At 47.4% G+C, this 13,893-nt stretch carries 8 protein-coding genes and 2 tRNA genes; 4 read left to right on the forward strand and 6 right to left on the reverse strand.

From position 1 onward, the window contains the following. Positions 1–10: 10 nt before the first annotated feature. The 4 genes from W234_RS0110295 to rsmH form a co-directional block, all read right to left on the reverse strand. The gene (locus W234_RS0110295) at positions 11–1,723 is read right to left on the reverse strand and encodes a UDP-N-acetylmuramoyl-L-alanyl-D-glutamate--2,6-diaminopimelate ligase (protein ID WP_025646770.1); all 1,713 of its coding nucleotides are present in this window, start codon (positions 1,721–1,723) and stop codon (positions 11–13) included. 54 nt (positions 1,724–1,777) lie between these two features. Continuing rightward, the gene (locus W234_RS0110300; protein WP_025646771.1) at positions 1,778–3,844 is read right to left on the reverse strand and encodes a peptidoglycan D,D-transpeptidase FtsI family protein; all 2,067 of its coding nucleotides are present in this window, start codon (positions 3,842–3,844) and stop codon (positions 1,778–1,780) included. Beyond that, positions 3,841–4,326, reverse strand: coding sequence for a cell division protein FtsL (locus W234_RS13945; protein ID WP_025646772.1), 486 nt, complete (start codon positions 4,324–4,326; stop codon positions 3,841–3,843). The genes W234_RS0110300 and W234_RS13945 overlap by 4 nt, the downstream gene beginning before the upstream one ends. A gap of 256 nt (positions 4,327–4,582) precedes the next feature. Then, positions 4,583–5,635 (reverse strand): 16S rRNA (cytosine(1402)-N(4))-methyltransferase RsmH, encoded by a 1,053-nt coding sequence (gene rsmH / locus W234_RS0110310; RefSeq protein ID WP_025646773.1) that lies wholly within the window; start codon positions 5,633–5,635, stop codon positions 4,583–4,585. Positions 5,636–5,905: 270 nt separating this feature from the next. On the opposite strand from rsmH, the gene gltX reads away from it, so the two are divergent. The 3 genes from gltX to W234_RS0110325 all read left to right on the forward strand — a co-directional run bounded on the left by gltX (position 5,906) and on the right by W234_RS0110325 (position 7,915). Beyond that, positions 5,906–7,462, forward strand: coding sequence for a glutamate--tRNA ligase (gene gltX / locus W234_RS0110315; protein WP_051397496.1), 1,557 nt, complete (start codon positions 5,906–5,908; stop codon positions 7,460–7,462). Between the two features lie 135 nt (positions 7,463–7,597). Next, positions 7,598–7,673, forward strand: a tRNA-Ala gene (locus W234_RS0110320). Positions 7,674–7,839: 166 nt separating this feature from the next. Next, positions 7,840–7,915 (forward strand) — tRNA-Glu (locus W234_RS0110325). A gap of 587 nt (positions 7,916–8,502) precedes the next feature. Here W234_RS0110325 and W234_RS0110335 read toward each other — a convergent pair. Next, positions 8,503–9,423: a DMT family transporter gene (locus W234_RS0110335; protein ID WP_025646776.1), complete on the reverse strand. Its 921-nt coding sequence runs from the start codon at positions 9,421–9,423 to the stop codon at positions 8,503–8,505. 236 nt (positions 9,424–9,659) lie between these two features. On the opposite strand from W234_RS0110335, the gene W234_RS0110340 reads away from it, so the two are divergent. Next, positions 9,660–10,313 (forward strand): LysE family translocator, encoded by a 654-nt coding sequence (locus W234_RS0110340; protein ID WP_025646777.1) that lies wholly within the window; start codon positions 9,660–9,662, stop codon positions 10,311–10,313. Positions 10,314–10,767: 454 nt separating this feature from the next. On the opposite strand, the gene acnA is transcribed toward W234_RS0110340, so the two are convergent. Further along, a complete protein-coding gene (gene acnA / locus W234_RS0110345; RefSeq protein WP_025646778.1) occupies positions 10,768–13,575 on the reverse strand; it encodes an aconitate hydratase AcnA in 2,808 nt (935 codons plus the stop codon). Positions 13,576–13,893: the final 318 nt, after the last annotated feature.

The following is a 13,893-nucleotide window of genomic DNA, read 5'->3' on the forward strand; positions in this document are numbered from 1 at the left end:
ATGATTTAGACTAGGCAAGCTTTGCTTGTTTGAGTGCTTGCTGCAAGATAACACTGTCATCGAAGTCATAACGCACGCCTTTGATTTCCTGATAAGTCTCATGGCCTTTGCCGGCGATCACGACGATATCATTGGCCGCTGCATTTTTGACGGCGTGCTCTATCGCCTTTTGCCGCGCAGGCTCGATATAAATGCGCTCATATTGCTCGTCCGTCATGCCGGCTTGCATATCTTGTAAGATGATATTGGGGTCTTCGCTACGCGGATTATCGGCGGTCAATATGACCCGATCAGCGCCAGCTAGCCCCGCTTGCGCCATAATAGGGCGCTTGCCAGCATCACGATCGCCGCCGCAGCCAAACACTGCCCAAAGCTGACCTTCACAGTGCGCTTTAAGGCTTGTCAATACTTGACTGAGCGCGTCCGGCGTATGTGCATAATCGACGATAAAGCAGCCATTATTTGAAGCCACGCGCTGCATGCGTCCGACAGCGCCGTGCAGCTTAGGCACCAAGTCGCTGATGCGCTCAATATCTACCCCGAGCGCCACCGCCGCTGCAATAGCCGCCAATAGATTGGCAACATTGAAGCGCCCTAATAGTGGACTGACCATCTCAATATTACCAAATTCGCTCTGCATAGCTATCGTCACGCCTTGCAAGCTTGGCTCAATACTAGCGGCGCTAAAGGTGGCATTCATAGATGGGTCTAGACTATAAGTCCAAACTTTAAGCCCACTCGCTTGCGCGGTATCGAGCATAGTTTGCGTATGCTCATCATCGATATTGATAATGGCATGAGTCAGACTAGGGAAATGCTGTTTATCAAGAAGCTTCGCTTTGGCCGCCACATACTCATCCATATCGGCATGATAATCTAAATGATCACGCGACAGATTGGTATAAATAGCAACTTTAATCGGCACGCCTTGCAGACGCTGCTGGTCAAGACCGTGCGAGCTGGCCTCTAGCGCTAAGCGCTCGACTTGCTGCGCGCCCATATGCTGCAAAAACTGCTGCACCGCTAGCGCATCGCCAGTGGTATGGCTGGCTTGTACCAACGCCTCTAATTTACCATTACCTGCTGTGCCCATCACCGCGCTACTCATGCCCGCTAACTGCGTAAGCTGGGCGACCAGTTGGCTGATCGTGGTCTTGCCATTGGTACCAGTGACCGCAGCGACTGTTGGCAAGACTACCGGCTGCGCATATTGCAGCCGCAGCTGCACTAAGTCACCAAGAAAATCGCGGATATTAGGTACATAAACTACAGGACAAGGCAGATTCGTTAGTGGCTGCTCAGCCGCTAATTTATTATCATTCAGCTGAATATTAGCATCGGCTGGCGCGTTAGCTTCGCTAAGCAGGGCTTCGGGATCTAGCTCAGATAAGATAAAAGCCGCGCTCTTTGCTGCTTGTTGCAAATAACGACGGCTCTGCTGACAGTTTGGTGTTTGGCTCTTTAAAAGGATAAAAGCATCGTTTTCGCTCACTTGCCGACTATCTAAACGCAATTGCGCAAAAGCAATATCCAGCACAGCATTCAAATCGGTAATGGCCGCTAATTGTTGTGCTAGACGCTCACGTGCCAAAGTACTGCTGACGTCTCTGTTTTCTAGTAGCTGCTGCAAGGTCACGGTACTGCTTTGGTCATTATTGCTTTGGTCATTATTGCTTTGGTCAGTACTGCTTTGATCACTGTTAACTTGATAAGCGTCGGTCATGAAAAATCCTAGAGCTTTAAAATAAAATAAAGTGAATGCTTAGCCTCAAGCTTGCTACTGCTCTTGCGTTTGTAGTGGCTTATCAAGTGGCACATTATACAGGCGTAGCGCCTCTTTCATTACGTTATGAAAGACGGGAGCGGCAGTTAGTCCAGCATAATGCAGCCCGCGCGGATCTTCTAATAAGATAACGCCGACTAGCCTTGGGTTGGACGCAGGCGCCATACCGGCGAAGATATTACGATACTGATCGGTATAGTAGCCGCCATCTGGGTTGATACGGCGCGAGGTACCGGTCTTGCCAGCGACGCGGTAGCCATCGATGTTCGCCGCTTTTGCGGTACCACCGGGCAGCGTTACTGACTCAAGCATCTCGACGATGGCCATCGCCTGATCATGCTCCATGATGCGCTTACTAGGCAGCGGTTTGTTGGTCTTAGTCAAGGTTAAAGGATGCATGACCCCGCCTGCCGCTAATGCCGCATAAGCTTGCGCGACTTGCGCAAGTGTCGCTTCCATACCATAGCCATAACTGACCGTAGCACGGCGCGCGGTTTCTTTTTCTTTAGGTGTAGTGACATTACCACTACCCTCGCCTGGGAACTGTAGCGGGGTCTTAGCGCCAAAACCAAATTTCTTTTGCATACTAGTGATACCATCAGGCGGCAGTGCTAAGGCGATTTTCGTTGACGCAACGTTACTTGATTTTTGTAATAAAGTGGCAAGGTTAATCACCCCCAAATTGTTATGATCACGAATCGTATAGCCGCGAACGCGTATTGAGCCTGGGTTGGTATCAATCATTGAGTTGGCGGTGTATTTTTTTGAATCAAGCGCCGCTGCCACTGTGAAAGGTTTCATCACTGAGCCTGGCTCAAAGGTATCTAGTAGCGCCCGATTGCGCTGGTTTTCACCGGTCATCTCATTGAGATTATTGGAGTTAAAAGAAGGCCAAGTCGACAAGGCTAATACCTCACCGTTTTGCACGTCTACTATCATACCCGTCGACCAACGCGCCTGCTGCAAACGTCCAGCTTTCTCTAATTCTTTATAAAGCAGGTACTGCAAGCGCGAATCAATAGTCAAAGCCACATCTTTGCCTGCGACTTCTGGCTTTAATTGCTTAATCTCTTTGAGACTATTTTGCTTGGCATCTTTTAGCACTAAGACCTTACCGTCCTCTCCTGCTAGCGCTTGCTCGTATTGACGCTCGATACCCGCGCGGCCCTCATAGCCGCCGTCAGGATCATTGGCGTTTTGACCCATAAAGCCAAGTAGCTGCGCGTTGGGCTGCGGCTGAGGATAATAGCGCTGAAAGAAGTTTTTCTCATAGACGCCTGGGAAGTCAAGCGAGCTGACGCTTTGAGCGATCTCTGGAGTGACTTTATTGAGTAATGGCAGGTAGTGTGAACCTGGGCCTGAAGGCAGAGCCGCTTTAACCGCCTCATCATCGGTGACATCGACGCTCTTATCGATAGCGGCGGCCTTTTCAAGCTCAGCTACCGGAATATTAGCCGCGGCTGCCAATACCGTCAGATCCATATTATCCAAGCGCTTTTGCATCCGCGCTCGTAGTACTGGTTGACTGGGGTTTTCAATGATGACTCGGTTGAGCTCATAGTACTCGCGCGCATAGTCGTGCGGACTAAAGGAGACAGTCGCGAGTGGTGCACTGACCGCTAAAGGTAAATTATTGCGGTCGGTAATCATGCCGCGATAGGATTTTTGTGTGCGCTCGCTGGTGATTAGCTCATTACCTTTATCTTGATAAAACTGGGCGTTGGCAACTTGAATATAATAGGCACGGCCTATCAATAGCACCAACACCGTTAGGGCGATGGCCCATACCATCCGAAAGCGGTTTTTGTCATATTCAAAGCCGCCGCGCGAAGACGCACCTGAGGCCTTACTCATAATGGTGCGTTTCGATTTACGGTTCTTTACGCTAGTGTAAGCGCCTTGCGCGTCGCTCTTTTTCTTACGGGAGAATATTTTTTTACCCGCACTAGGAGCGTTACCTTTAGCTTTTTGCTGCGCTTTTGCTTTATTGGCCGGGCGCAGTGGTTTTATTACTTTACCGCTAGCTGATTTTTTATCGGTTGATGACTTTTTGCTACTCATTGTCCATCCCCTCTAGAGTCTGCAGCGGACGGGCTTTCTGGGCTAAGATCAGTATTGGCAACATCAGTACTACTATTATCAGTATCAGCGCGAGCAAAAGAGTCGCCTGCTATCACCGGAGCGCCCGGCTGAATAATGAGCTTGTCTTTTAGCGTCGGCGAGTACATGCCTAGTTCTGCAACTGCGCGGCTAGCAATCTGCGGTGTGGCACTAAAGGTTTGCTGCTCAATGAGCAAGCGTTGATGCTCTACTTGCAATTTGCGCTGTTGTTTTTTCATATCTTGCAAAGTTTTATAGTCCTGATGGTATTGTTGCACTGCCTCAGCTGTTTTGATACCACTCCAGACAATACCCGCCGCAAGCAGTAATAGCACCATTACATAGATATTTATTACACTAAAACGCTGTGCAAACATTTCGCCCACATCGCTATGAGTTGGGCTTGCTACGCGGCCAGATTTAGGTTTGCCAGATATTGCCATGACGATCTCAAAAAGGTGGACTTAAAGATAAATAAAAACGAACAGCTATTTTTTAGTACAACTCAATAGTAACTAGCAGGTTAGTTTAACTGCCATTACTTACGGCTTTTTAACGGTTACGTATCCGTTGCCACATTATACTAAGCAACGATGGCTGAAAACCTTATGTTTTTGCAATTTTGTATTTTTACTATAAAGAGATTTTCAGTTTTAACTAACTATTTGATCACCGTAAAACCTTATAGTGATTCAACGCTCAATCAAATTGGTGCTCATAAGCGATATCAGTACGAGTCGCCGCACGTAGCCAAGCACTACGCGAGCGCGGGTTTTGAGCGATCTCAGATTTGCTTGGGCCGATACGCTTAGGTTTATTAAAGTAACGCGGACGCTTAGGCGGCATCGGCAGGTTTTCGTCCTCAGGATACTGCCCCTTACTATGGCGCTGCAAAAACTGCTTAATGCGGCGATCCTCTAATGAGTGAAAGCTGATCACCGACAGCTGACCACCCGTCTTTAATACCCTAAGGCTCTGCGTCAAAAAGCTATCAACATCGCCAAGCTCATTATTGATAAAGATGCGCATCGCCTGAAAGCTCTGCGTCGCCGGATGTTTACCGCGTTGCCAGTTCGGATGCGCCTCTTTGATGACCTCCGCCAGCGCAAGCGTCGACTCATAGCTGTCCATCTGCTTGATTGCACGCGCAATACGGCGGCTGTGGCGCTCCTCACCAAACTCGTATAACACGTTGGCCAAAGTCTCATCATCGACTTGCGCAAGCCAATCAGCAACCGGCTGACCACGGCTGGTATCCATACGCATATCGACAGCGCCATCACGCATAAAACTAAAGCCGCGGCTACCATCATCTATCTGCGGCGAGGAGATACCTAGATCTGCCATGAGCCCATCAACTTGACTAATACCAAGCGCAGCTAAGCTATCTGTCAAAGTGGCAAAGCTATCATGCACAACGGTTACGCGGTTATCTGTAGCTGCCAATTCATTAGCCACAGCAATCGCTGTCGGATCTTTATCGAAGACAATGAGCTTGGCATCGTCAGCCAATTGCGAGAGTAGCAGGCGGCTATGACCACCGCGCCCAAAAGTCGCATCGACATAGATGCCGCGCGCTTGTAGACTGTTGTCGCTACTGGCTTTCGGCAGTGATTTGACACCAAGTACCGCCGCGACCGCTTCTTCTAGCAGCACCGCTTGATGACTAAACTCTGATTCATTAGCAGTAGCAGACTGCGTTGCTGCTTGGGCAGCTAATTTTGGACTGGGCTTTGGCTTCGATAATGACACAAATAACTCAATAGATGACGACCCTATGGGCCAATAATGTTGTAAAAAAACAGGATAAAAATAAACAAGTTATGCCTCGCTAGCGTTATTATCGCAAGGATACACAGCGAGTCAAGCACCAACTGGGCTTTTCGCCAAAAATATCTTGGCTGTCTGTTATAATAGCGCTCTATTTTACGCTATTTTTTGCGGTTAGTTATAACCGTCTTCACTCCATTTCTAAAGCAATAAGCAATTTTTTTAACTGATCATTCTATGTAAGGCGACCTGATGCAAACCACTTCACATACTTCACACACTTTACACCATCTAGCCCCTGCCACTCGTCCTGTGCGTACTCGTATTGCGCCCTCCCCTACTGGCTTTCCGCACGTCGGCACCGCTTATATTGCGCTGTTTAATTTAGCCTTTGCCAAGGCGCATGGCGGCGAGTTTATCCTGCGTATCGAAGATACCGATCAGGCGCGCTCCACTGAGGCCTCCGAGCAGATGATCTTGGATGCGCTACGTTGGGTGGGACTGGACTGGGCGGAAGGTCCTGATGTCGGCGGACCCCATGCGCCTTATCGTCAAAGCGAGCGCGCGGATATTTATAAAGAACACGCGCAAAAGCTGCTCGATAATGATCACGCGTTTCGCTGCTTTTGTACGCCTGAGGAGCTAGATGCGATGCGAGCTGAGCAAATGGCGCGCGGTGAGACGCCGCGCTATGACGGTCGTTATGCTGACCTGCCGCGCGCAGAGTCGGACAAGCTTGCCGAATCGGGTAAGCCGTTTGTGATCCGTATGCGTGTGCCTACCGAAGGCGTTTGTCGGGTCGAAGACATGCTACGCGGTACCGTTGAGATTCCGTGGGAGCAAGTCGATATGCAAGTGCTGCTCAAGACCGATGGCCTGCCGACGTATCATTTAGCCAACGTCGTCGATGACCACTTGATGCAGATCAGTCATGTCATGCGTGGCGAGGAATGGCTGAACTCTGCGCCTAAGCATCAACTGCTCTATGACTATTTTGGTTGGGAGATGCCAGTACTGTGTCACATGCCGCTGCTACGTAACCCGGACAAATCCAAGCTGTCTAAGCGCAAGAACCCAACCTCTATTACTTATTATCGTGATGCTGGCGTGCTGCCAGAGGCGCTGCTCAACTACTTAGGCCGTATGGGCTACTCGATGCCGAATGATGAAGAGAAGTTCACGCTTGATGAGATGATAGCCAGCTTCGATATCCAGCGCGTCTCTTTGGGCGGCCCTATCTTCGATATCGAAAAGCTCAATTGGCTGAACAGCGAATGGCTACGCGAGCTCACGCCTGAAGAACTAAAAACCAAAATCCTCGATTGGGCGAATAACAGCGATAAGCTTACGGCAATGGCAGCCGCCATTCAGCCGCGTATCGAGCTGCTCTCTGACGCGGTCAATTGGGGTGGTTTTTATTTCCAAAACCTACCTGAGATTACCAGCGACGACTTTGAGCACAAAAATCTCACGCCTGAGCAAATCATGGAGATTCTCCAATTAACACTATGGCAGCTTGAGTCATTACCTGAATGGTCAGAAGATAGTATTTATGCCACTATCAAAGGCTTATCTGCTGCGCTCGATATTAAGATGCGCGACTTTATTGCGCCTTTCTTTATCGCTATCGCTGGTAGCTCCTCCTCCACACCAGTGATGAACTCGATGTGGATCATCGGCGCGGATATGACCTTAAACCGCTTGCGCCACGCGGTTGAGGTGCTTGGCGGATTAGGTAAAAAGAAACTCAAAAAGCTTGAGAAAAAAGCGGCGGATCTACCGGACTTTTTGGCTGCTGATAGCGAGTAGTTTATTTAAGTATTATTTTTTTGGTAGGGTGCGCCTCGCGCACCTGTCAGCTATTTTTTAGTATATTTGCTATTTTTCAAAAATAGTTATTGACAGCACGACATAACTTACCTAAAATACGCTCACTCTTAACGAGGGGCTATAGCTCAGTTGGTAGAGCACTTGCATGGCATGCAAGGGGTCAACGGTTCGACTCCGTTTAGCTCCACCATACTTTTATCGTCAAAAGCTATTTTTAGATAAAACAGCTTTTAGATAACACAGTTAAGAAGCAGTATCAGCACCTAGGCAAGGCTTGTTTCTATAAAATAAGCGCTCTGATATTGTGCAGTACCGTTGTAGCCCTATTGAAAGATAGCCGCTGTGACACTCTATGCGTCCCCATCGTCTAGAGGCCTAGGACACCGCCCTTTCACGGCGGTAACGGGGGTTCGAATCCCCCTGGGGACGCCACTATTTGGCGTCATTTATTAGCGCTTTTGCTGTATAGCATCTGATAAGACTAATAGATACACTACGAAAAGCTCAGTCATCTTTGATGACTGAGCTTTTTTTATGTCTTCATTTTATATAGTTTGATGTATCTCTTAACTGATCCAAAAGCGGTTCATTCGCTATAACTAATCTATATATCTATATATATCAATAATCTACCATAGGAAATTGAGTATAAAACTCACGCAGTATCAACACAACTTTACACTTGCTCGATTCTTTCACATTGCTTAACACTCCTATACACGATGGCTTTGTTTTTATACTTAACTGTATTATTAATGCTGAAGAAGTTGCTCGTAAAGCGGCTCTATACAGTGGTCTATTTTGGTTAATCAGTGCGATCTTAACTTTCGTAGCTGCTATAGCAGGTGCAAAAAGCGCGGCTACTAGCCATCGCTTAGATCGTCCTATCGTCACTTATGGTGATAATGTACGATAAACTAGACTTATCATAAATTTGATTGGTTAAAACAAAGAAAAGCTCAATCCTTAATTTATTAGGATTGAGCTTTTTTGTGCGTCAAGCTTTTTGTATAGCGCTATCAATGCTCTACATCTAATGACGGCGAGGACTTCGTAAAGCTGGCCAAAGATAAGTTCAGTGATAAATAAGTGCCGATAAGTATCACCGCTGACCCTATAATGGCAGCCGTATCCAAAGCTTCACCTAGTAAGATATAACCAAAGATAATGGCAAATATCGGAATCACGAGCGTAATACTGGTCGCCCGCATCGGTCCGATACTCTTGATTAGCTCATTGATAAAGATAAAAGCGATAGCTGTTGAGAATACACCGATACACACCACTGATACCCAAGCCTTAACGCTGATAGTCTGACCATACGGGAACTCATAAATCGCCACCGGCAGCATTACCACACTAGCAATCAGCATCGCGCCAATAGTGATAGCAACAGGCGAGGTGTCTTGCAAATAATTTTTGGTGACGTTTGCCCCTACTGCATAACCGACACAGCCGAGTAATGCATAGCCCATTGGCAATAGCCCTGAGCTTAAGTCCGTAACCGCGCCGCCAAATAAGCTCTCGCTCATCAGGATAATCACCCCAGCTATACCGATAAATAAGCCAAGCGTTTGCTTTTTTGACAGCTTATCATTGAAAAAGGTGCTAGCGATAAAGCCGCTCATCATCGGTACCGCAGCATTGAGCACCGCGAGCACTCCAGCATTCACGGCTTGAGCGGCATAAGAGAATAAAACAAACGGTATCGCTGTAGAGACTAGTCCCACTACCGTCAGTAGTTTCCAGTGCTGCCGAACCGCAGCTAAATGAGAAGGATTGAACATCACAAAAGCCAGCATCGTGATACCGGCAAATATGACGCGCAAGCTAGCAAACGACATTGAGCCAAACTCAGGCACGCCGACTCTATAAAATATAAAGGATAGCGACCACATAAAGGATAAGCTAATAAAAATAATAAGATCGCGTCTACTCATGAGGTACTCAGCTTAGCGGTTGTCTGATAGGATAGGTTGAAAATACTGTTAAAGAAAAGTTAAAGCAATAAAAAGTGTTGATGATAACTTTTTAGACGTATAAAAGGGGGTTTATCTGTGGGTTTAGCGTCAGTATTTGCTATTGTTCTGGTGCAGATGCCACTGTCTTTGCTGTTAATAGCTGACCTCATCAAAAAAATAATAAGCTCAAATAATAAAATAAAAGGCGTATCGCTATGTTTGGTATCGAGAACTATCTAGGTTTTGTCATGGCAGCGATTTTATTAAACCTTACCCCAGGCACTGATACCATGTATATCATCACACGCAGTGTCTCACAAGGGAACAAAGCGGGTTTATACTCAGTGTTAGGTATTGTCACCGGAATACTAGTACACACCGTATTAGCAGCGCTAGGGTTGTCGATTATCTTAGCCAACTCGCCATTAGCCTTTACCCTTGTTAAATATATTGGGGCCATCTACTTATGCTACTTAGGGGTCAAGATGCTCACGCAAAAATCAGACTCTGTCATAGCAAAAGGCTTACCTACTAATGATAAGGCCGCGTCAGCAAAGCGACTTAATTACGGCAAAATATATAAGCAAGGCGTCTTAACCAATACCTTTAACCCAAAAGTCGCGCTATTCTTCCTTGCCTTTTTTCCGCAGTTTATCGATTCAAGCTACGCGCATAGCACGCTATCATTCTTGGTATTAGGTCTTACCTTTGCCGTAACCGGCTTAGTGTGGTGCTTATGCTTGGCACTACTGGCGTCAAGATTTAGTAAAAAGCTACGCGAAAACCCAGCGATTGAGACTATCCTGAATAAGATCAGCGGTGCGGTGTTTATTGGGCTGGGGATTAAGTTGCTTACTGAGAAGGGCTAAGGGTGCTTAGCATGTGAGTTGGGCTTTTTGAGTTCTCGTAGAGAATGATGTAAAGGCGTTTTATCCCAGTTAATAGTTATTAATTAGGCGGGTTACGCTTGGACTAACCTACCCCTACAAATCCCTCTTCATATCGAAAATCATCTCGAAGAAATAAGTCTGGTGTAGGGTGCGCCATGCGCACCATGATATATAGACCTACTTAAACCACGATAAATCTCAGCAAGAACACGATATCACCGCTAGCCCTGAGCGAGGAAATAACAAAGCACTGCTTTGTCCGAGTGCAAGAGAATTTGCATTCTTGCAAATTCTAGCAGCGGATAGTAGCGAAAAGCAGGATCAGCACCCCAACCACAAAACGACTGATCATACCGTAATTAAAAAGCAAGCAGACACAAAAAAGCCCACTCATTGCGAATGGGCTTTGTATTATATAAACTCTAATCAACCATTACGCAGCGTTTTTACTGTCACTTGCGAGCTGACGCAATACATAGTGCAGTACGCCGCCATGACGCACATATTCGCGCTCTTTTGGTGTCTGCAGGCCGACATTGACCTCAAAGGTTTCAGTCGAGCCATCGGCACGGGTGGCAGTGACTTGAGCGGTTTTGCTCTCGCCATTGTTTAGGCCAGTGATGCTGAGCACTTCAGAGCCATCGAGCTTGTAGGTTTGAGCGTCTTCGCCATCTTTGAAAGTCAATGGCAGCACACCCATACCAACTAGGTTTGAACGGTGAATACGCTCAAATGAAGTGGTGAGTACCGCTTTTACGCCAAGCAGAATGGTACCCTTCGCTGCCCAGTCACGGCTAGAGCCTGAGCCATACTCCGCCCCGCCGAGGACGACGAGTGGACGTTTATCTTCTTTATACTTCATCGCTGCATCATAGATGGCCATTTCTTCGCCATCTTGTAGCGTCGACTTGTCATCTTTGAAGTAATAGGTATAACCGCCTTCTTTGCCGCACATCATTTGGTTTTTGATACGGATATTGGCAAAGGTACCACGAGTCATGACTGCATCATTACCACGGCGTGAGCCATAACTGTTGAAGTCCGCTTCCATGACGCCGCGCTCTTGCAGGTACTTACCTGCTGGTGAATTTGGATCAATATTGCCCGCAGGTGAGATATGGTCGGTGGTGATTGAGTCACCAAACAGACCTAAGATACGCGCACCTTCGATATCAGGGATACCCTCTGGCTCCATGGTCATACCATCGAAGAACGGTGGATTTTTGATGTACGTTGAGCCTTCATCCCATGGATATAGCTGACTATCGGCTGAGCTAATCGCGTTCCATTCTTTACTACCATCGAACACTTCACCATAGTTTTTACGGAACATATCAGCATCGATATTATTGGCAATCAGCTCGTTGATTTCATCTGACGTTGGCCAAATGTCTTTTAGATAGACATCATTGCCGTCTTGATCTTGACCGAGCGGATGGGTGGTTAAATCAATATCGACTGTACCTGCTAAGGCATAAGCGACAACCAATGGCGGCGATGCTAGGTAGCTGGCCTTGACGTGTGAGTGAATACGACCTTCAAAGTTACGGTTACCAGAGAGCACCGCTGAGGCGACTAAGTCGTTTTCTTCGATACCTTGTTCGATACTTTCAAGCAATGGTCCTGAGTTACCGATACAAGTGGTACAACCATAACCGACCAAATAAAAGCCTGTTTTTTCTAGCTCATCCATCAGTTTGGTTTTTTCTAAATAATCCGTCACCACTTTTGAGCCAGGTGCCAATGAGGTTTTGACCCAAGGTTTGGCTTTAAGGCCTTTTGCCGCCGCTTTTTTGGCGACCAGTCCAGCACCGAGCATGACCGCTGGGTTTGAGGTGTTGGTACAAGAGGTAATCGCAGCAATCACCACCGCGCCGTCACGTAACTTATACTTCTCATCGTTAATGTCAACGATACTACAAAAGTTACCATCCTCATCGCAGTTTTTCGGCTTAGCTGCTAGATTTTTGGCTTGCTCTTGCTCACCGCCTTCTTGATCAAAGCGTACCTTGCCTTCAACTTCTGCCTTGCGGTCTTTGGTCATCTTCTCAAGCGTTTCGCCGAATTTTTCGTGCATATCAGACAGGTTGATACGCTGCTGTGGCAAGTTCGGCCCTGCCAGTGCTGGCTGGACAGAGGACAGATCAAGCTCTAGCTTACTTGAGTAGGTCGCCGCTGGCGTATCGGCATCATGCCATAAGCCTTGCGCCTTGGCATATTTTTCGACCAACTCAATTTGCGCTTCGTCACGGCCTGATAGACGCAGATAGTCAATCGCCATTTGGTCAATCGGGAAGATACCACAAGTCGCGCCATATTCTGGCGACATATTAGCAATCGTCGCCCGATCCGCTAATGGCATTTGATGCAAGCCTTCACCGTAGAATTCGACAAACTTACCGACCACGCCATGCGCCCGTAGCATCTCGACCACACGCAATACCAAATCCGTCGCGGTGACGCCTTCACTGAGTTTGCCTGTCAGCTCAAAACCAACCACTTGCGGGATGAGCATCGAAGACGGCTGACCAAGCATCGCCGCTTCAGCTTCGATACCGCCAACGCCCCAACCAAGCACACCGATACCATTAATCATCGTCGTGTGACTGTCGGTACCAAATACCGTGTCAGGATAGGCCGTCAGCTCGCCATCGACCTCTGCTGCCATGACCACGCGCGCAAGATACTCAAGGTTGACTTGGTGCACGATACCCGTCGCTGGCGGGACAACGACAAAGTTCTCAAAGGCATTTCGGCCCCAATGGAGAAACTCATAACGCTCATTGTTGCGCTTAAACTCAATCTTCTCATTTAGGTCCAGCGCATCCTCACGGCCATAAGCATCCACTTGTACCGAGTGGTCAACGACCAGCTCACTAGGGATAAATGGGTTAATCTGCTCAGCCTTCCCGCCAAGCTCAACCACTGCATCGCGCATCGCTGCTAAATCGACGACTGATGGCACGCCGGTGAAATCTTGCAGCACCACGCGTGCTGGCATAAAGGCAATCTCTTTGGACGCCTCAGCGCCAGCGTCCCAGTTGGCCACTGCTTCGATATGGTTTTTGCCGACAGACTGACCATCATCTTCGTTACGCAGTAGATTCTCTAACACGACTTTCATACAGTATGGTAGCGTATTGATATTGTCATAAGTCTCGGCAAGTTTGGGCAAGCTATAATAGGCATGCTCCTTGCCATCGACCGAAATGGTGTCTTTTACATTAAAAATATCACTCATGGTAGCTTCCTTATCTACAGGGTAGAAATTATTGTTATAACGGTGGCTAATGGATCTGTCTGAGCTATCTTTTTCATACATGACAACATTTGTAGTTGGCAAGTAGAAAAATAGATCTGCAGGATTTACTTAAATAATAACATCAGTTTAATTGAGTTTAATAAGGCGCTTGCTCAACAAAATAGGTGTGCGTTCCTTTTGCTGTTAGCAGCAGCGTTCTTTTACCATAACAAATAAGTAGGCGTTTGTTAACGTCTAGGCGTAGGCATATGGTGGCAGAATCGTAACCGAAATAAGCCTTAAGAAAAGGCAGCTGAA

The sequence above is a fragment of the Psychrobacter sp. TB15 genome, assembly GCF_000511655.1.
GTDB classification, from domain to species: domain Bacteria; phylum Pseudomonadota; class Gammaproteobacteria; order Pseudomonadales; family Moraxellaceae; genus Psychrobacter; species Psychrobacter submarinus.